Annotated in this window: 24 protein-coding genes; 5 read left to right on the top strand and 19 right to left on the bottom strand. The window is 55.0% G+C overall.

The features are described 5' to 3' along the window. Window positions 1-4: 4 nt before the first annotated feature. From plsX to MHI24_RS30430, 4 genes are all read right to left on the bottom strand, one after another. The gene (plsX, locus tag MHI24_RS30445; RefSeq protein WP_340023292.1) at window positions 5-994 is read right to left on the bottom strand and encodes a phosphate acyltransferase PlsX; all 990 of its coding nucleotides are present in this window, start codon (window positions 992-994) and stop codon (window positions 5-7) included. Further along, complete coding sequence (fapR, locus tag MHI24_RS30440) at window positions 978-1,574, bottom strand: transcription factor FapR (RefSeq protein WP_238655240.1); 597 nt, start codon at window positions 1,572-1,574, stop codon at window positions 978-980. The genes plsX and fapR overlap by 17 nt, the downstream gene beginning before the upstream one ends. 274 nt (window positions 1,575-1,848) lie before the next feature. Then, a complete protein-coding gene (gene rpmF / locus MHI24_RS30435; RefSeq protein ID WP_019911234.1) occupies window positions 1,849-2,022 on the bottom strand; it encodes a 50S ribosomal protein L32 in 174 nt (57 codons plus the stop codon). 51 nt (window positions 2,023-2,073) lie between these two features. Continuing rightward, window positions 2,074-2,595 (bottom strand): DUF177 domain-containing protein, encoded by a 522-nt coding sequence (locus tag MHI24_RS30430; RefSeq protein WP_340023291.1) that lies wholly within the window; start codon window positions 2,593-2,595, stop codon window positions 2,074-2,076. 249 nt (window positions 2,596-2,844) lie between these two features. Here MHI24_RS30430 and MHI24_RS30425 point away from each other — a divergent pair, with 249 nt between their 5' ends. After that, window positions 2,845-4,083 (top strand): nucleotidyltransferase family protein, encoded by a 1,239-nt coding sequence (locus MHI24_RS30425; RefSeq protein WP_340023290.1) that lies wholly within the window; start codon window positions 2,845-2,847, stop codon window positions 4,081-4,083. On the opposite strand, the gene MHI24_RS30420 is transcribed toward MHI24_RS30425, so the two are convergent. Further along, window positions 4,073-5,113 carry a PDZ domain-containing protein gene (locus MHI24_RS30420; protein ID WP_340023289.1) on the bottom strand — a complete coding sequence of 347 codons (1,041 nt, stop codon included), beginning with the start codon at window positions 5,111-5,113 and terminating at the stop codon, window positions 4,073-4,075. The two genes, MHI24_RS30425 and MHI24_RS30420, sit on opposite strands and share 11 nt — an antisense overlap. A 159-nt stretch (window positions 5,114-5,272) precedes the next feature. Here MHI24_RS30420 and MHI24_RS30415 point away from each other — a divergent pair, with 159 nt between their 5' ends. After that, window positions 5,273-6,517 carry a nucleoside recognition domain-containing protein gene (locus tag MHI24_RS30415; RefSeq protein WP_340023287.1) on the top strand — a complete coding sequence of 415 codons (1,245 nt, stop codon included), beginning with the start codon at window positions 5,273-5,275 and terminating at the stop codon, window positions 6,515-6,517. On the opposite strand, the gene coaD is transcribed toward MHI24_RS30415, so the two are convergent. From coaD to MHI24_RS30400, 3 genes are all read right to left on the bottom strand, one after another. Then, a complete protein-coding gene (gene coaD, locus MHI24_RS30410; protein ID WP_340023286.1) occupies window positions 6,483-7,001 on the bottom strand; it encodes a pantetheine-phosphate adenylyltransferase in 519 nt (172 codons plus the stop codon). The genes MHI24_RS30415 and coaD overlap by 35 nt on opposite strands. Beyond that, window positions 6,985-7,593, bottom strand: coding sequence for a 16S rRNA (guanine(966)-N(2))-methyltransferase RsmD (gene rsmD, locus MHI24_RS30405; RefSeq protein ID WP_340023285.1), 609 nt, complete (start codon window positions 7,591-7,593; stop codon window positions 6,985-6,987). The genes coaD and rsmD overlap by 17 nt, the downstream gene beginning before the upstream one ends. A gap of 367 nt (window positions 7,594-7,960) precedes the next feature. Further along, the gene (locus MHI24_RS30400) at window positions 7,961-8,383 is read right to left on the bottom strand and encodes a hypothetical protein (protein WP_340023284.1); all 423 of its coding nucleotides are present in this window, start codon (window positions 8,381-8,383) and stop codon (window positions 7,961-7,963) included. Between the two features lie 398 nt (window positions 8,384-8,781). Here MHI24_RS30400 and MHI24_RS30395 point away from each other — a divergent pair, with 398 nt between their 5' ends. Beyond that, window positions 8,782-9,357, top strand: coding sequence for a hypothetical protein (locus tag MHI24_RS30395; RefSeq protein ID WP_340023283.1), 576 nt, complete (start codon window positions 8,782-8,784; stop codon window positions 9,355-9,357). Window positions 9,358-9,424: 67 nt separating this feature from the next. Here MHI24_RS30395 and MHI24_RS30390 read toward each other — a convergent pair whose 3' ends face one another. The 6 genes from MHI24_RS30390 to MHI24_RS30365 form a co-directional block, all read right to left on the bottom strand. Beyond that, window positions 9,425-9,559 (bottom strand): YjcZ family sporulation protein, encoded by a 135-nt coding sequence (locus tag MHI24_RS30390; protein ID WP_340023282.1) that lies wholly within the window; start codon window positions 9,557-9,559, stop codon window positions 9,425-9,427. A gap of 151 nt (window positions 9,560-9,710) precedes the next feature. Then, on the bottom strand, window positions 9,711-10,133 hold the full coding sequence (locus MHI24_RS30385; RefSeq protein WP_340023281.1) for a hypothetical protein: 423 nt from the start codon (window positions 10,131-10,133) through the stop codon (window positions 9,711-9,713). Between the two features lie 99 nt (window positions 10,134-10,232). Further along, window positions 10,233-10,514, bottom strand: coding sequence for a holin (locus tag MHI24_RS30380; protein WP_340023280.1), 282 nt, complete (start codon window positions 10,512-10,514; stop codon window positions 10,233-10,235). Window positions 10,515-10,518: 4 nt separating this feature from the next. Further along, a complete protein-coding gene (locus MHI24_RS30375; RefSeq protein ID WP_340023279.1) occupies window positions 10,519-11,322 on the bottom strand; it encodes a glucosaminidase domain-containing protein in 804 nt (267 codons plus the stop codon). Window positions 11,323-11,743: 421 nt separating this feature from the next. After that, window positions 11,744-13,375 (bottom strand): diguanylate cyclase, encoded by a 1,632-nt coding sequence (locus MHI24_RS30370; protein ID WP_340023277.1) that lies wholly within the window; start codon window positions 13,373-13,375, stop codon window positions 11,744-11,746. Between the two features lie 117 nt (window positions 13,376-13,492). Then, window positions 13,493-14,098, bottom strand: coding sequence for a pentapeptide repeat-containing protein (locus MHI24_RS30365; RefSeq protein ID WP_340023276.1), 606 nt, complete (start codon window positions 14,096-14,098; stop codon window positions 13,493-13,495). Between the two features lie 95 nt (window positions 14,099-14,193). Between MHI24_RS30365 and MHI24_RS30360 the strand changes: the two genes are divergently transcribed. Then, a complete protein-coding gene (locus MHI24_RS30360; protein WP_340023275.1) occupies window positions 14,194-14,577 on the top strand; it encodes a PilZ domain-containing protein in 384 nt (127 codons plus the stop codon). A gap of 78 nt (window positions 14,578-14,655) precedes the next feature. On the opposite strand, the gene MHI24_RS30355 is transcribed toward MHI24_RS30360, so the two are convergent. From MHI24_RS30355 to MHI24_RS30335, 5 genes are read right to left on the bottom strand one after another with little or no spacing between them, the layout of a single operon-like run. Then, a complete protein-coding gene (locus tag MHI24_RS30355; protein WP_340023274.1) occupies window positions 14,656-15,390 on the bottom strand; it encodes a hypothetical protein in 735 nt (244 codons plus the stop codon). Then, window positions 15,384-16,085, bottom strand: a complete 702-nt coding sequence (locus MHI24_RS30350; RefSeq protein ID WP_340023273.1) for an ABC transporter ATP-binding protein — start codon at window positions 16,083-16,085, stop codon at window positions 15,384-15,386. The genes MHI24_RS30355 and MHI24_RS30350 overlap by 7 nt, the downstream gene beginning before the upstream one ends. Before the next feature lie 14 nt (window positions 16,086-16,099). Next, a complete protein-coding gene (locus MHI24_RS30345; RefSeq protein WP_340023272.1) occupies window positions 16,100-16,474 on the bottom strand; it encodes a GntR family transcriptional regulator in 375 nt (124 codons plus the stop codon). Then, window positions 16,474-17,220, bottom strand: coding sequence for an ABC transporter permease (locus tag MHI24_RS30340; RefSeq protein WP_340023271.1), 747 nt, complete (start codon window positions 17,218-17,220; stop codon window positions 16,474-16,476). The genes MHI24_RS30345 and MHI24_RS30340 overlap by 1 nt, the downstream gene beginning before the upstream one ends. Further along, window positions 17,213-18,187, bottom strand: a complete 975-nt coding sequence (locus tag MHI24_RS30335) for an ABC transporter ATP-binding protein (RefSeq protein ID WP_340023270.1) — start codon at window positions 18,185-18,187, stop codon at window positions 17,213-17,215. Before MHI24_RS30335 ends, MHI24_RS30340 begins: the two co-directional genes overlap by 8 nt. A gap of 230 nt (window positions 18,188-18,417) precedes the next feature. Between MHI24_RS30335 and MHI24_RS30330 the strand changes: the two genes are divergently transcribed. After that, window positions 18,418-18,792: a hypothetical protein gene (locus MHI24_RS30330; RefSeq protein ID WP_340023269.1), complete on the top strand. Its 375-nt coding sequence runs from the start codon at window positions 18,418-18,420 to the stop codon at window positions 18,790-18,792. Window positions 18,793-18,803: the final 11 nt, after the last annotated feature.

Here is an 18,803-nt window from a genome sequence, read left to right as displayed (position 1 = left end):
TCACTCACTTCCCGCTAATTTCCTTAGATATACTGGATACCAGATCGGCCTGCAGCGCAAGCCGGGCCTGTCTTACCGCATTCTTCACCGCATTGCCGTCCGAGGAGCCATGCCCCTTCACGACCAGGCCGGAAAGCCCCAGCAGCGGGGCTCCGCCATGCTCCTTATAATCCATCTTACCCTTGAGGCTTCTCAGCTCCGGCATCAGGATCGCTGCGCCGAGCTTCGTCTTGAGCGACTTGCTGAACTGCTCCTTCAGCAGCGAGAACATGGCACCGGCCGTTCCCTCCAGGGACTTGAGCAGTATATTGCCGGCGAAGCCGTCACAGACCAGCACATCACATGCTCCGGTGAGAACATCCCGCGCCTCCACATTACCGACAAAATGAATCCCCGGCAGACTCTCCAGCAGAGGATACGCCTCCTTGGTCAGTTCATTTCCCTTGCCCGGCTCGGTGCCCACATTCAGCAGCCCCACGCGGGGCTTCGCTATGCCGTGAACTTTGTTCCGGTAGACGCTGCCGATCAGGGCGTACTGGGCCAGATGCTGCGGCTTGGCATCCATGTTGGCCCCTAAGTCCAGAGCGAGGACACCGACCTCATCCAGCGTAGGAATCATCGGAGCCAGCGCCGGCCGTTCTATCCCTTCCATCCGCCCCACTACGAGCAGCCCGGTGGTCATCAGCGCTCCGGTGTTGCCCGAGGAGATCATGGCATCCGCCTCACCCTCGCGGACCATCCGTCCGGCTACGACCATAGATGAATCCTTCTTGCGGCGGACGGCCTTCACCGGCTCATCCTCCGCACCGATTACATCCCCCGCATGGCGTACTGTCACATTGGATGGCCTGCTCTTCAGCAGCGGCTCCAGTCTGGCTTCATCGCCGACCAGTATGATCTGGAGATCACTCCATTCCGCAGCCGCTGCCAGCGCACCTTCCACATTACATTCTGGAGCATTGTCCCCGCCCATAGCATCAATGGCGATCCGCACTCCGGTTTCCCCCTTCGCTGTACTCTTCAACCGCTGAACGATACACTATAAAATGGCCTTGAAATACCAGTTCTTCCCCGACATATGTAAACACGTCCACTTCAGCTTTGCCGGCCCTGCCTGCCTGGGAGCGCACCTGCGCCTTGGCAATACACTTCTCCCCCAGCCTGACCATGCGTACAAACCGGACCTCCGCCGAAGCTGTTAAGGCAATCTCGTCGTTAATTACAGCAACCGCGAGCGAATTCGCCTGGCCGAAGACGTAATGCCCCCGGGCGATCCCGTTCCGGGAGAAGACATGCTCCCCGCGGATCTCGAAGATCGAGATGCCGCTCCGGTCGAGCTGCAGATCGACAATGTCACCGACCACCTCATCAGCAGGCAGCGAACGCACCTGATCGTAGGAATGCTCTGCCATCTGCTTCATGCGTTCGCGCAGCTCCGGTATTCCCAGCTCCATCCGGTCCAGCCGGATCGTCTGAATGCTTACCTTCAGCTGGCGGGTTAACTCCCGGTCGGTTACAAAAGGGTTCCCTTCAATTATAGACAGCAGCTTCTGCTGGCGTTCTTTCTTGGACATCCGCTCCATAGCGGTTCACCTCCCGTCACAGGCCTGATGTGTAGCATCCGGCCCGCAAGAGTGGCCGCCAGAGCCTTAAGCTCTGTCATTCATTAACAATTAGAACCAGGTACTAATATGTAGTATAAAGCATGACGCTGCAAAAATAAAGCTTTGCCTTGAAAAGCACTGCAAACCCGCGCCCCGCAAGGCCTTCCTGCATGCCGTCCGGCTCTATTTTTCCCATAAAAATAGCACCTCACCCGCAGATGAAGTGCTACTCTTCTTGTGCAAACTATTGTTTGATGATTTCTCTTGCCTTGTATGTTCCGCAAACTTTGCATACATGGTGAGCAAGCTTCAGTTCGCCGCATTGTTCGCATTTCACCATACCTGGAACCACCAGTTTGAAGTGAGTACGACGCTTGTCACGGCGAGTCTTGGACGTTCTGCGTTGTGGTACTGCCATTGTGTTACACCCCCTGATTGTGTTGTGACCCAATGAACTTGGGATTTGTTCTTAGTTATCTTGCTTGGTAAAGAATCCTTTCAACCCAGCGAGTCTTGGATCGATCACTGTGTTGTCGCAACTGCAGGTGCCTTCGTTCAAGTTCTGTCCGCATTTCTGACAAAGACCAAGACAGTCTGCCTTGCACAATACCGAATCCGGCAAGTGCAGTACGAAAGTTTCTTCCACGAACGGGATCAGATCTACCATCTCATCCTGGATGTAGATGATCTCCTCATCTTCGTCCTCTGGAAGAATGGGCTGTTTCAGCCACTTGAAAGTCTCAACGAAAGGAATGTTCAGCTTGCTGCTGACCTCACTCAGACAACGTGAACATAACATGTCCACTTCGCCCTTCAATGTTCCCACCACGTTCACACTATCGGTTCCCGCGGGCAGCGCTTTAAGGTCTACTGAGAGTGGGGCTACAGCAAGAATATCCTTGCGTCCTTTGACAAACTCGCGTACATCCACAACTTCATGGAGCACGGCAGGTTCGTCGGCATTCGCTAATTTGCGAAAGTGAATGTTCATCTTCATCACTCCAAACAAACAAAATTTATTATACCTATTATTCCCTGAGTTTGTCAACCAATTTCCCTTGATATTGTTTCAGAGGCCGGGACAATTTATGATATACCTATGTTATACAAGCAGAAACGGCTTTGCCGGCCTTTTTAAGGACGGTATCGTTTCAGCGAGAAATATAAGGATAAGTTATCGTGTGCAACATATAAATTCTTATATTTCAACAGAAAACCCGGATCGGGGCGTGAAGCAACTGTGAGAACTGTAGGTATTATAGCCGAATATAACCCTTTACATAACGGGCATGTCCATCACTTCAATGAGGCCAAAAGAATATCGGGCGCGGACCGCGCCATCGTTATCATGAGCGGCCCGTTCACCCAGCGCGGCGAGCCGGCTGCGGTGAGCAAGCGCGCCCGCACCGAGATGGCGCTGCATATGGGCGCCGATCTGGTGATTGAGCTGCCTGTGGCGTATGCGGTCCAGCCGGCGGAATGGTTCGCCTTCGGAGCGGTCTCCCTGCTGGAAGCAACCGGGGTTGCGGACCTGCTGTGCTTCGGCTCCGAAGCCGGCACTTTGGGCGCGCTGCTGCCCCTGGCCGGGTTCCTGGCCGAGGAGAGCAGTGCGCTTAAGGAGGAGATCCGCGTTCGCCTGTCGCAGGGCGCGGGATTCCCCGCTGCCTTTAGCGCAGCGGCGGCGGCGGTCTGGGAGGCCTCTTTCATGGGAGAGGAGAAACCGGATGATGTCCTACATATATTGCGCCAGCCCAACAACAGCCTCGGCCTGCACTACCTGATCGCGCTGCGCCGGCTGGGCAGCGCGATCACGCCCTTGACCGTGCCGCGCACCGGCGCGGGCTTCCACGACCCGCTAACCGGCGGGTCTGGCATTGCCAGTGCCACAGCCATCCGCAGGCTGCTGCACGAGGGCGGTTCTCCGGCGGCGTACATGCCGGAGTACAGCCGCTCCATATTGGAGCGGGAGATCGCCGCAGGCCGCGGCCCGGTCGGCCTGGAGGACTTCCGCATCCCGCTGCGCCATGTGCTATCCACCCGCACCGCTGCGGAGCTGAATGCGGTGCAGGACATGAACGAAGGGCTGGAGAACCGCCTGCTCCGCATCCTGCCCCGGCTCGAACAGTTCACCGTCAGCGGACTGCTCCAGGAGCTGAAGAGCAAGCGGTACACCCTTACCCGGCTCCAGCGCCTGCTGCTTCATACCCTGCTGAATCACAGCAAGGCAGAGCTGTCCCCGCTTGCACTCTCCCGGGGGCCGGGCTACATCCGCATCCTTGGCTTCCGCAAGAGCGGCCGGGAGCTGCTGAAAGCTATGAAGCAGCGGGCAACGCTCCCGGTGGTAACCAGCCCGGCCCGCTTCGACCATCCTATGCTGGAGCGGGACCTCCAGGCTGCTGCTGTGTTCGCCGGAGCCTATAAGAACCCGCTGCGCAGCGATCTCTACAGCGATTATCTGGAGCCGCCGGTCAGGATTTGATCTCCGGCAGCTCCTCCATGTATTTCAAGGCATCCGACAGGGTGGACACAGAGACCAGCTTCATCTTAGTACCGATCTGGTCTGCCTTGGCCTTGGCCTCCTTATAGTTGTCCTTCGGCACGAAGAAGATTTCCGCGCCCTTGCGGTCTGCGGCCACAATCTTGTGCTTCACCCCGCCGATCGCTCCCACTTTGCCCTCTGCATCGATTGTACCTGTTCCCGCTACCCGGTGGCCCCGGGTCAGGTCGCCAGGAGTGAGCCGGTTATATATTTCCATAGTGAACATCAGCCCGGCAGACGGGCCGCCCACCTTCGTATCCACGAAGCTGACACCCTTGCCCGCTTCCTTAGGCTCCACCTTCTGCACCGCACCGATGGCAACACCGAAGCCCGGCCGCAGCGCCGCGGTCTCCGGGTTCTTGACCCCTACCAGCTTCACCTGCTCCTTCATTTGCTTGCCGCCGCGCTCCAGCACTACACTCACAGTGTCGCCGATCGCATGGACGGACAATAGCTTGGACAGGCCTTCAGGGTCGGCGGCCTGCTGGCCTTCCACACTGATGATTTTGTCCCCCGGCTTGAACTGGCCCTGGCTGGCCGCCTCCGGCACAGAGAACACATACAGATAATCCACAATATCCTCATACGGGATACCGGCAGCATGATAAGCGGCCTGAACGGCATAAGACTGCGAGCTGTTCATATAGAAGACCTGCTCTGCCGCGTACTCCTGCTCAGTCTTATCCTGCAGGCGGGTCTCTTTCAGCACAACCTCCGAATTGGAGTTGAACAGGGAAGCGATCAGTAGAGCCACATTGGCGTAACTGGCCGAGACTGTGGTCATCATGAAGGTGCCCTGCTCCTGCGGGTCCGCATTCTCCACCTTGATCATCGGGGCTACCTCCGAGGCGCTGCCCGGCTGATAGACAATATAAGGCGTATTCATGAAGACTACAACATAGAGAATGACCACGAATGAAAATAAATAGGCTGTAGCACGGATGCCCACCCGGCGTTTCTGCTGCCTCAAGTCTGTTCCCCTTCTTTCCCGCGGCCTGCGGCCCCGGCAATGGAATATGATGCCACGGCCGGAGGGAAGCCCCCGGCCGTGGCATGATGGTTGTCTCCTCCGCATAGATTGTTAACAAGCTATGCCCATGTCCTAAGCTATGAAGAGGTGACGCTTCTAATGATAAACTTCAGAATACGCCGTCTGCTCAGAGGGACGGCCCCCTTTGCGGCAGGTGCAGCGGCCGTCCTGCTCGCCGCCGCCATTGTCCTTGCCCCGGAGTCCTCGTTCAAGGCCTCCCTTGCAGGGCTGAAGCTCTGGTGGACCATCGTCTTCCCGGCGCTGCTGCCCTTCCTGATCCTGTCGGAGATGCTGACCGCCTCAGGCTTCGTGCATGGCATCGGCGTGCTGCTGGAGCCGCTGATGAAGCGGCTGTTCCGGCTTCCCGGGGCGGGCGGCTGGACCCTGGTGCTCGGCCTTACCGCAGGCTTCCCGGCCGGGGCAGAGGGCGTTATGCAGTTACACCGCCAGGGGGATCTTACGGACAAGGAGGCGGGAAGGCTGGCTTCCCTCGTCCATTACGCCAGTCCGGTGACCCTCCTGATTGTGTTCGGAACCGCCTTCCTGCACAGTCCGGCCGCCGGGTATGTCCTGCTTGGCCTGCACTGGCTGTCTGGCCTTGCGGCAGGCGGCATCGCTTCCCGTCTGGAGGGCTATGGCTTGCGGAAGGCCGGCCCGGCCCCTGTTACCGCCAGTCCGGCCAGTCCCAAGGCCTCCTTGCCCGGCCGAATCCGGCAGGCAGCAGCAGAAGCCCGCGCAAGAGACGGACGGGGCTTCGGCAAGGTGCTCGGCGAATCGGTATCCGCCGCCGTGCAGAACCTGATGATCGTCGGCGGCTATATGATCATGTTCGCCGTAGTCATTAACATCGCAGCCAGGCTGCTTCCGCAGCTGCCGCCGCTTCTGGCAGCGGGCCTGCTGGAGATTCATCTCGGCGCCCGTGCTATCACATCTGCAGCGGGTGCTGACGGAGCCTTCCTCAGCAGCCCGCTGGGGCCGGCACTGCTCTCTGCGGCAGCGGCCTGGAGCGGCATCTGTGCCCAGCTTCAGGCGCTGACCGTCATGAAGGTAGCAAAGGTCCGGTTCCTTCCGTTCGCCGCTGTCCGGCTGCTGCACAGCGGTCTTGCCTTTGTGCTGACGCTGCTCCTGTGGACGCCGCTGATGAACCTCCGCTCCGCCGTGCTTCCGGCAAGCGCGGGCCTCACTCCCGGTACGGTGGAGCAAGATATAAGCTCAGCCCATGGTCTATGGAGCTTCATCCCCCAGCTTCTGGGACTGCAAGGCCTGCTGATTCTGCTGCTGCTGGCATTGTCGGCAGCCGTCAGGCTGTTTACCTGGAGCGGCCGTCCAACCGGTCGAACTTAAGCTTCATGGCCTGTTCCACTTCAGGTGTTACGAAGTCAGAGACTTTTCCGCCGAAATGGGCGATCTCCTTCACCACACTGGAGCTAAGATAGGAATACTTCGGATTGGTCATCATAAATATCGTTTCCGCTTCCGGGTCCAGATTATGATTAATCGACGCATTCTGCAGCTCATATTCGAAATCCGTAACCGTCCGGATGCCCCGGACGATGACCTGGGCATCCTTGTGCCGGACATAATTCACCAGCAGGTCGCGGAAGCTGTCCACCTCAACGTTCGGAATATCCGCTGTCGCCTGGCGCAGCAGCCCTGTACGCTCCTCCACCGTGAACAGCGGGTTCTTGCTTAAGTTGTTCAGCACAGCCACGATCAGCCGGTCAAACTGCTTCGCTGCCCGCTGAATAATATCCATATGTCCCAGCGTTACCGGATCGAAGGTTCCCGGATAGATGGCGACACGTTCTTTTCTAATCTGCAGACTCATCATTAACCTCCTGGCCGCCCGCGGCATCTTCCGGAAGAGCAGCTTCATACTGATAAATAGAGATCGTCACCTCACCATACACAGACTGCTTCATTCTGCGGAATCCCGGAATATCCTCCGGATACGCATACCCGGATTCATGCTCCAGCACCACTACCGCCTCAGGCTTCAGCAGCTGCTTGGCCGCTAATGCCGTCATCAGCTCATCCCCGTGCTTCATGCGGTAAGGCGGGTCCAGAAACACCAGGTCAAACGATCTCCCTCGCTTCTCCAGCGCGCCCAGCGCTCTCCCGGCATCGTTGCGGTAGACCTCAGCCTGGGCCTCCAGTCTCGCCGCTTTCAGATTTGCACGCACCGTATCGATAGCCTTCTGCTCCATATCGATGAACACTGCTGCTTCCATCCCTCTGCTCAGCGCTTCAATCCCCAGGCCGCCGGTGCCGGCATACAAATCCAGCGCCGTGCCTCCATCGAAATAAGGACCGATCATACTGAACAAAGCTTCCTTCACTTTATCGGTAGTAGGCCGTGTTCCATTGCCTGGTACACTTTTGAGCGGCCTGCCTTTTGCACTTCCCGATATGACTCTCACCGATTATCCACCTGCTTTTACCATAAATGTCTCTATATATTGCCGTGTCAGGGCACAAGTCCAAGCCTATAGTACCACAATTATTCCATGAAATAAAAAGATTGTCCTACTTTGTCACAATGCGCAAACCGCAATTTTTTACAGGCCTTCATGTATAAAATTCCTTCATACGGTTCATCCTGTAATTATCGACATCGCAAAATGTCGTAGACAACCGCGGAGTAAGCTTACGTTTCCCCATAAGCTCTTCGTCCGGTTTCTCCTCTCCCATGAAAGGAGCCCTAGAAATAGGGCTCCGATTTTTTATACAATAATAACCGTTAAAAGCAAAAAATCCGATGCCTTAAGGCACCGGACCCGGTATGCTTTATTTAATCCGCTTCAGCTTAGCCTCCTGCTCAATGGAGCGGGCCGACAGCAGTTCAATAATTGTATGCTGGTTCTCTAACATGGATTCGATGTTAATTACACGTTCATTCGTTTCGAGTACAGCACGTTTAACCATTTCCATATCTACTGATAGCGTTTGCTGATTATCTGCAATTTGGCTCAGATTCTGCTTGATTTCCCGCTGCTCGGTTTCTATAACATCCAGCCGGTCTTCCATACCTCCGAGCTGCTCTTCCATACCGTCGAGGCGCTCTTCGATACCTCCGAGGCGCCCTTCCATACCTCCGAGGCGTCCTTCGACTCCTCCGAGCCGCCCTTCCATACCTTCCAGCCGTTCATTAACTTGTCCCATTTCTTCCCGAATGACCGTCCGCAGTACCTGCACCAGTTCGTTATCCATCCGCTCCGCTCCTTCAAACTTGGTACATTAGATTGTATCAGAATCAAATTTATTATTCTACATCATTTCACCTTTTCGATCTTGAACACAAACTTCCAGGAGGCCGAGTTACCGGAATAACGGCCGCGGGTTTCTATGACCTTGACGGTCAGCGATTTGGTCTGGCTTGCCTTCAAGGAGGATACCTTCAGCGAGGCGCTGGCTGATCCCTCCTCCGGGATCTTGTCCTGCTCCTGAGCTTCCGCGCGGAGCTTAATCGTTCCAGTAGTGCACCCAATTATATCAGTTCAAATGACATAGTTCTATAGACTCACAGATTGTTCATAGGTATGTTCAATCGGCTCCGGCAAGGTTAATGTATAATACAGTCTCTGTAAATATATTCAGGAGGAACCCTTATGAACAAGCCCTTGTATACAAAATGGAAATCCCTGGCCATCGCCATTACCGCCGCAGGCATGATCGGACTGGCCGCAGGCTGCAGTGATCCGGGTGAGCAAGCCGTTCCAACCGCAACAGCAGGAGCAGAGCCGACCGCAGTTGCCCCTACTCCCGTACCTCCATCCGAAGCCAGCCCTGATCCGGCGTCCGCCAGCTGGGAATCGGCCATCAAGCAGATTGCACAGACCGATACACCGTCAGCGCAGAAGGCCGACGCAGTGGAAGTCTTGGCCAAGTCCTACACTCCGTCTGCCGAGGAGCTGAAGGATTTTGAAGCCCAGATCGTGGAAGAGTATACTGCGGGGAATTATCTGGCTCATCCCGAGGATGGCGAATATATGCTGGTGAACCTGTTTAAATCCGCTGTCATTATCCAGAAACACCCGGATGCTGAGGCGATCAGAGCATTTGCCGTGGACTTCGGCCAGAATACCAGGCTTGTCTTCACCGAAGAGAATGCCGCAGACAGTGACGCCGTCCAGTCGAATCAAGCCCGGATGGACAAGACACTTGCGGAGCTTGGTGCAAAATAAACGGGTATTCAACACAAAAAGCACAGCCCCGGCTTGTCACCGGAGCTGTGCCGACTGAAGTCGGTGATTAGTAGAAGCAGGCACTCAGAATAATAACGAGCAGGATATAAAGAACCAGAATCGCGCCTGTGGATGTCCAGGGACCAACCGCACAGTTATTAACGCCGCCTACATTACCACCGTATCCGCAATCTGCACCCATGAGATTACCTCCTTCTTGATTATGACTACAGAACAGAATATGAGCAGAATCTCCGCTCCGATTGGGCGAAACGGACTAAATTTAGGGCATATGTACAAGGGCATCCTGCCCGCCAGGAGGCTCCAGCGGAACAGAATGTCCCCACCAGCAGTTAGTCAGAAACCAGGATGCCGTCAAAGCTCTCCGGACCGACACGGATGGTTCCGAGCAGGTTAGCCGAGACGAAGGCTGTGTACGTTAACTGCGGAGTGATCGGAGGATTGAAATCATCTGCCGAGAAGGTGATGACCTGCGGCGCCAGTATGCTTAAACTGAAAGTTGACGTTGCTGAATACACCACCGGGTCTGTGGCTTCGGTCCCTCTGACAATAGTTATGGTAACCCCTACAAGAGCAAGCGGAAGCTGAAGCGATATGGTTCCTTTGAGAAGCACACGGGGGTTCGAGCCTACTCCTTCTGTTATCAGCCCGATCTGCCCGAAGAGCTGAGGAGTGTCAATAACCAGAATCGGTATAGCAATAGAGTTGGCGATACTGGCATTCTGCGAGGTTCTTCCATCTACATAAGTTCCCATCTTAAGCATCTCCTTTCTTCTTAATAGTGTATTTACAGAATTCTACTAATGATTGTATTTTATTACCATTACAAATACACTATATTTGCTATTTTCTGCTTAATCATCCCTCGTTGATCCGCTCCGCTTGTTGAATGCCAGCTCGAACAGCCCTGTCGCCGACAGCCCGGCCAGCCCTCCTGCCCACAGCCGGAGAATAAGATTCATATCTGTAAAAGGATACGCTACAGCTCCAACCAGCAGTCCGATCACCAGCCCCACCGCAGGCACAATATTGCGCGGCAGGTTCACGCTGTTCTTCACTAATTGGACCAGTGCCATTACGAATACAGCCAGTACGGAGGCAAAAGCAAGCACATTGTTCAGGGCATCGTAATCCATAGGATTATACCCCCTTGCCGGTAACCAGTAAGCCCGCACGGTTCAGCACCGTCAACATGCGGTAGAAATCATAACTGCCGCCGGAAGGCGTATCCAGCAGCCCGGCAGCTTCAGCAGCCCGCACCGCAGGCTCTGCCCAGGCAGGCACATTCATCACAGCACGGCCTTCAATTACAGCCAGCCGCTCCGCTACGCCCTTGATAGTCTGTCCCTGCTCCTGGACACCGGTCTTCAGCGTATCTCTGCTGACCGTCAGCTCTGCCAGCAGCGTCCGCAGCGTCTGAAGCTCTTTCTCCAAATCCGCAAGTTTCTGTTTGTCCTCAGCCGACATTTCCTCATCCTCCTTCACTTGGTCATATTGAACTAAATGATAGGCATCCATAATCTGAATCAGCTTAGACGCATAGCCCGGGTCGGTGGCATACCCTGCAGCGGCAATCTCGCGGGCAGCCGTCTTGCCGTCCACATTGATAGCCTTGGTATACAGCTTTGGATTCCAGGAGACCCCGCCGGTAATCAGGTCTGAATGATTCGTCACAGATTCCCCCCAGTTATGATAGGCGCGGAACTTGGCCGTGACCTGAACCGCCTGCCCGTTCCTGTATTCCGTTGTACGAAAGGGCAGGCTGCCTGCCGGACCCTCGCCCTTGATTCCGAACAGATTGTTAGCCTTGACTGTTAAGCTGCTGCTGCCCCAGCCGGATTCCAGGGCCGCCTGAGCAATCGTCAGGGAGGCTGCGATACGGCTGCGCTGCATATCCGCTACGGCATACGGGATCATTTTCGCAATAAACTCGGATTCCGTCATGTCATCACTTCCTTTCCTACTATATTAAATGCGCCTCCAGTCAAATGGCCTGTGCTTATCCCTGCTATGATGTATATGGAAACTTGCAGAATCCAGTACAATATTCCTTGCATATGTATTGTAAAATCTTCCACACTGGCGTAAACTAGTAACAATTAACTATAACGGAGGGTCTTACGAACTATGCCTTCATACTATTTCAAGGAATTTTGGACACCGCTGAAGCTAATTGGCATTAAGTTCTTTCGGGATGACGAAGGTTTTCTGTGGGTCAAATGGTGGTCTAAGCCGCGCAAGCGGTTACGCTGAATGCTATCAGCAAATATAAACAAACAACCTTTGGTCCGGCAGCCGGGGGTCCCCCGCTTACTCAGACAAAAGGTTGTTGGTATGGAACAGTTATGGATAATTTAACTTGCCCTTAAGATGCGGCCTCGAACGTTATCCGGTTCTTGCCGCTCCGCTTGGAGATATATAAGGCTTCATCCGCCAGCCGCAGCGTCTCCACCGTATCGCCGCCATCGGGAGTCCAGACAGCGGCCCCGACACTGCAGCCCACACGAAGCTCCTCCCCCTTAATCATTACCGGCTGGTTGATACGGCTGATAATCCGTGAAGCCACAATCTCCGCTTCCTTCATCGGCTTGGCCGCTGAGGTATTGAGGATAATCACGAATTCATCCCCGCCCAGCCGGGCTACAATTTCATTGTCCCGCGTGCACTCCATCAGCCGGAAGGCTACCTCCTGCAGCAGGGCATCTCCTACTGCATGGCCGTAGGTGTCATTGACTTTTTTGAAGCCGTCGAGATCCATATACAAGAAGCTGAGCGTTGTCCGCTTCTGCTTCGCCTTGCTGACCGCATGGGCCAGGAAGTCGTCGAGTGCCGCGCGGTTAGGCAGGCCCGTAAGCTTGTCATGCAGCGCCATATCAGACATATAGCTTAGCTTCGTCTCGGTCTTGGTCAGATTACTGACCAGATTGCGCAGGGAAGCGGACAGAATCGCTACGTCCTTGAACCGGTTGGAGGATGGAATCTCCACATCGGCCCCTGAGCTCAGCAGATCGGCTGTGCGGGTAATATTCCGCAGCGGCCGGGTAATCCATCCGGCCAGCAGCCAGCCGATGACCGCGAAGAGCAGGGCTGTCAACAGCCCGCTGACCAGAATAAAGCGTTCAAGCTGATGCACCGAAGCGAATGCTATGGCCGCCGGCTGACGGATGATGACTGTCCAGCCCAAGCCCGGATAATTCTGATAGCCGTCACCATACGCATAGCCTGTCAAATACCCGTCCTTGCGGGGGCCCTGCTCGATCATCCATGAGCTTGTGCCGCTGCCCGCCTTGGACAAGGCCTCACTGGTCATGGTTCTGCCCAGAAGCGCCTTGGGACCGAGCAGGATGGTATGATCCTTCTTGCTGACCACGAATACCTCTATGCCATCCAGCCGCTCCTTCAGCGGCTCCAAGATGGAGGCTTCAACCTCGCGCGACCATTCCCAGCTGAGGTGGGCGGCGAGCACGCCGGTGGTCCGGCCCTGCTGGTCCTTGACCGGCACACTTACATCCACGAATTGCAGCGCTTCACCGGTAGGGTTCGGCAGCAGCTTGGAGAGCAGCACCGCATCATGCACATCGCCGATGAAGGTCCCCTTCAGGCCTTCCTGAAATACCGGCCGCTGGCTGATGTTCTTCCCCTGCAGGATATGATCCGTAGCAGCCAGAACCTTCCCCTGATGATCAAGAAACCCTACCCAAGTGAACACTGGCAGGCTCTTCTTCAGCTGGTCCAGCAGCCTCCCTGCTTCTTCAGGGGCTGCCGGCTGCTGAAAAGCATTCAGCTTGCTTAATACCTCAATCTCTCCCGAACGCGACCACATGAAATGATCGAGCTTCTCGGACATCTGTCTGGCTTCAGCCGCCAGAGAGCTTCCGATGCTGACCTGGGCGGTAGAGATGGTGCGGTTGCCGATCACATAGCTGAGCAGAGCCGTTAACAGAATGATAATGACTGCGAATGCAGTGGATAGTAGAGTACGAAGACTTAATGACATATACATTCTCCTCAAGGGTCGATACCTATTTATCGGAAAGGCGCGGCAGAAATATAATATAAGCTCCCGCATAATTCGCCGATTTCGGATGCCCCCAGGGAACAGAACAGCACGCGGTTAGCCTACCTTCGCGCCCATGGACCTGGCCAGCAGCACGGCCTGCTCCACATCCAGACGCACCCCTGCCAGATCCAGGCTCTTCAAGTCTACCCCTTCCAGCTTCGCATCGCGCAGATCGGCACCCGCCAGCTTGCACTGGCTGAGCTGGACCCGGCTCAGATCTGCCCCGCGCAGATCCGCCTTCTGCAAATTGCAGCCCAGCATATCTGCCTCCGTGAACCGGATGCCCCGCAGATCCTGCCGGCTGAGATTCAGATGGCGCAGATTCGTATAGGCCCAGTCCCCTCCGGTCAGTGTAATACCGTCCATATAGGCATTGGCGAAGTCCGAGCCGACCATTTTGCAATGCTCAAATTTAGCCACGAACAGATTGGCTCCGGTGAAACGGCAGTTAGTGAAGGCCCCGTTACTGTGTACGGAGGCATTAAGCTGCGCGCCGGTGAAATCGCAGTCCACGAAGCGGCAGCCGCTTGAGGTCATCTCCTCCATGGAAGCCCCTCTGAACGAGCATTGCTCAAACAGACATCCGTTAATCTCACCGTCCTGCAGCGAGGCATAATCGAAATTATGCTGCCGGAAGGTTTCATTGTTATATTGGTACATCGTCTGCACCTCTCTTATTTTTGAAAAATACTACTTTTGGAGATTGTCCAAGCATAACCGTTCCGCTATAATAGCAAATAAAATCGCGGAGGTAAATGATGGATGATTCCAGCAGAAAAGAACCGTTCCGTTACGTGATGAACCAGCCCATCGACTGCTGGCTGGAGATTCCTGCCGGCAATTCCGGACCGGGGGCCGGAAAATTAACCGAAGGTGTCCTGCTCGACCTCAGCCGCTCCGGCTGCAAGGTCCGCACCCCGCTGAATCTCCGCTTCACCGCAGGGGACACGAAGCTGATCATTCATTTCCAGCTGGCGGAGGAGAAGCTGCAATTTGTGGGCAGTGTCCGCTGGGGCTGGATGTACGGCCTCGGGCAGTACCAGTATGGTGTAAGGCTGGATCTGCAGGAGGACGAGGAGGCACAGCTGCTGCGCGAGCTGGAGATCTGGACCAGCGGCACAAGCGCCCAGGGACTGTAGTTAAGACGATTGCACCATTATTATGCACACAAACACAAGCAAGGCTGACCGGGAGCCTTGCTTGTGTACAATAGAATACTATAATTCAATTCTCCGCTTCACCATTACAACCATACCATAGATTAGCAGGAAGGCTAAGGCGGATTCGAACAGCAACGGCCATGGGTTATCGGGCAGATACCGGAGTGTGATGCCGTTCTCCGGCCGCATTTCCTGATTATAAAACTCCAGATTGAACGTACGTTCCATCCCCACAAAGTAGATGTCAAACATCACCTTCTCCAGAAAAGATACTCCGTTCTGCAGTACAAACAGAATAGCAATCCCGATCCACACCCTCCACTTGGAGCGCAGGCTGAGTGCCGCAGTTATGGCGAACATCATCATAATCATCAGAATTCCCGCAGACCAGACAAATTGCAGGACTATTCTAGTTCCAAGCGTGAACAGGTGGTCCGGCAGAAAATCCAGCGGATCAAACAGACGGTATAGCCCCAATTGGGCCAGAACCACAGCAATCACTACCATCATCAGCAGCAAAGCCAGCAGGAGCGGCGACAATACCGTCTGCAGGGCGGTCACCGGCAGCAGCCGCCGCGGGTACGACCTCAGATTACGGATGTATCCGAGGACGGCCATCAGAAGCAGCGCCATGGCGAGCACCGTATACACTGTAAGATTCAGCGTCAGAAGGTTCTTATCCATCCTGGAGTTGGATATCCATAAGGCCGGCTGAATCAGGACGGCAATGGCGATGAAGACGAGAATCCGTTCCCTTCTGCGTCTAAGATCATATTTCAACAGCTTCAGCATTCAGCATACACCTCTCTGAACAGTTCATCCATACTTTTTCCGCGCTCGGCTCTAAGCTCATCCACCGGCCGGTGCAGTACAACCTCCCCTTCCTTGAGGAAGATCACCTCATCAAAGATCCGTTCGATATCCGTCACCAGATGGGTTGAAATCAGAATGCTGCTGTCTTCCTCATAGAATTCCATCAGCGCATTCAGAATTCTGGTCCGCGCCACCGGATCGACGCCTCCGATCGGCTCATCCAGCATATAGAGCCTGGCCCGGCGGGACAGCGCAAGGGTGAGCTGCAGTCGTTCGTTCATCCCTTTGGACAATGCCTGAACCTTATCCTGGACCCGCAGCTTCATGAAATCCAGCATCCGCAGCGCCTTGGCCTGATCGAAATCCGGGAAGAAATCCTGCTGGAATCTCAGCGCATCCCCTACACTCATCCATGATTCAGTCAGCGGCCGGTCCGGCATGAAGGATACAAGCTCCTTGCTCCTCCGGCCAACCGGAACCCCAAGGACCGAAATATGTCCTGCGTCGGGCCAGGCTAGCCCGGCTATCAGCTTCATCAGAGTGCTTTTGCCGCTGCCATTGTTGCCCAGCAGTCCGGTGATCGAGCCCGCCCCCAGCTTGAGGGAAATCTGATTTAGCGCCTGCTTGTGGCCGAACCGTTTGCTTACTTCCTGTAATTCCAGTAAATCATCCACTCTTGTCGATCCCCCTATTCTTGGTCCCGCCGCTGAAGATTCTCTGCTACTGCAGCCACAATATCTTCCCCCTGGAAGCCCAGCTCCTCCATCCCGCGGATGAAGCGGTCCAGCACATCCCGGGCCATCTCCCGCTTGATCGTCAGAATCGTCTCCTCGCTTCCGGTTACATATCTGCCCATCCCCCGCCGGGTCTCCACGATGGTCTCACGCTCCAGTTCCTGAAAGGTTCGTTGAACGGTATTCGGATTAATCTGCAATTCAGCGGCCAGCTCCCGGACAGAGGGGATTTTGTCGCCGGGCTTCAGCTTGCCGGTAACAATCTCCCCCTTGATGTAATTCATGATCTGGAGGTAGATCGGCTGGTTGTTATCGAATTCGATAACCATCAAGCAACATCCCTGCGTCTGAAGACGGCAAACCCTGCGAAGAGGAACACCGCCATGTAGACACATAACAGCGTAACCGAGAAGCTCAGGGTCATCCCCTGCATAGGCGCACCGCCATCCCGGTAAGCGGCAAGATTAAGGTTCGGGAATAGAACATACTTGTAGAACTCGCGGGAGATGATCATTTTATCAATGGTTGTAGCAAAAATCGTTGCCCCAATCGTTATTCCTGTAGATTTGGTCAGAATCCCGAGCATGAAGCCAATTGTGGCGTACACCGTGCAGTAGATGGTGCAATACAGCAGCGAGGTGAGAATCCCGGCGATTCCGGCCTTCCCTCCGCTAAGACCGAAGAAAATCCCCCCTGAGATAAACACCGCTGCCCCGGCTGCCAGAAGCAGGCTGAGTGTATAGAGCAGCACAGTGACATACTTGGACGCCAGGATAGCTGTACGGCTGCGGGCCCGGATCAGCAGAAACTTGATCGTTCCTTGACTATATTCCCTGGAGACAATGCCCGCAGTGCCGGTGATCACCAGAATCGCCATAATCTGGCCTACGCCCGTAGGAAGCAGCATTTCGGCAGTGAAGTCTGCCGCTGAGGCGAACATATCTGTCGTGAAGGTATGCGTAATATAGCCCACCGCTAACGCAAACACCAGCACCATGAGATAAGGAACGATGTAGCTGCGTTTCTTCGTTATTTTGAGCCACTCATTCAGTACAAGCCGGTTAAAATTACGCAATGCGGTTGCCCCCTGTCCATTTGAGGAAATCTTCTTCCAGGCTTTGTCTGTTCTCGGTGATGCGGTAGACTCCGACCTTCGCCTCGCTCAAGGCTGCCACCAGTCCAGGCACTGCTCCATCCGGCAGATGGACATGCAGCTCGGAATGGGCTTCATCCGTACCGGTTACCTTCACCTGCTGATGCTCCCCGGCGACTCTTCGCGCAGCTTCTACCTGGTCTACCCGGATGGCGAGCGATACTTCGCTTCGTGCCTCCGGCGCTTCAGCGATCTGAGTAACGGTGACAAGCTTGCCGTTCTGAATGACCACCGCTCGGTGGCAGATCTGTTCAATCTCGGCCAGCATGTGGCTGGAGATCAGAATGGCAATGCCTTCGGCCTCGGCAATCTTCCGCATATAATCGCGCATCTCCCGTATTCCGGCAGGGTCCAGCCCGTTGGTCGGCTCATCCAGAATGAGCAGCTTGGGTGAATGCAGCAGAGCCTGGGCAATCCCCAGACGCTGGCGCATCCCCAGAGAATAGGATTTCACCTTCTTGTTCATCGCCTCCTGGAGTCCGACCAGCTCCACTACCTCGTCAATCCGCGATACATCAGCCCCGTCACTCATCCGCAGATACTGCAGCAGATTGTCATACCCGGTCATATGGGGATAGAACTCCGGGTTCTCGATGATGGCTCCGATATGCGCGATTGCCTGTTTGAAATTGTTCCTGATGCTGTGCCCATGGATCAGGACATCCCCTCCGCTCATGCGGATCAGTCCGGTCATCATGCGGATGGTGGTCGTTTTGCCGGCGCCGTTCGGACCCAGCAGCCCGACGATCTCTCCTCTGCGGATGTCGAAGCTGAGCTTATCTACAATCGCCTTGCCTTTGATGATTTTGCTGACGGCCTGCATCTCAAGTACAGCGGGGCCCCGCTCCGGGCCGGACAGCCCATCTGAATGTTGTGTGGTTGAATTCATGACAGCCTCCTTGTGCTGATTGGTTGTTGTATCAGTGTGTTAGTTAAATAGTACACTAGGGAATATACTTTGTAAAGCTGAATTGTGAAAATTTTCGCGAGGGTTGTCTGCAAACAGGCGATTGCTGCAGGGGTTTCAACCAAACCACTCTCTCACCGCAGACATAGAATAGTATTGCAACCGGCAGTCTCTCACTGCATTGCTATTCTTTCTTTTGAGGAGGACTATACATGAACAAAGAGGTGCATATCTCTCAGACGTATCCGCGGCTCACGGTATACAGCGAAGAAAACTACCGGGGAAGAAGCAGAATTTACAGAGGCAACCTCGGTATCCGTGATACCGACAACATTCTGGATGGCATCGAGAGTCTCCGCTTCTTCTCCACCAGCAGCGATGCAACCCTCGTTCTGTTCAGCAGAACCCGCTTCAGAGGCAGCTTCCGCGTACTGCGCGGCAATCACAGCATCCGTGATCTGGACGACTATATCTCCGGTAACGATGTCGAATCGATTATCTCTTCCAACCAGCGCCTGACGCTGGCCCAGATCCGCAGAATCCGCAGCAGCGGCGACCTTCCTCCCGGCTACCGGATTATCGGGTAATCTGATTAGAA

It is taken from the genome of Paenibacillus sp. FSL K6-1096 (assembly GCF_037977055.1).
In the GTDB taxonomy this organism is placed as follows: Bacteria; Bacillota; Bacilli; order Paenibacillales; family Paenibacillaceae; genus Paenibacillus_AQ.
The sequence above is the reverse complement of the archived record's forward strand: the minus strand, read 5'-3'. Positions and strand labels throughout refer to the sequence as shown.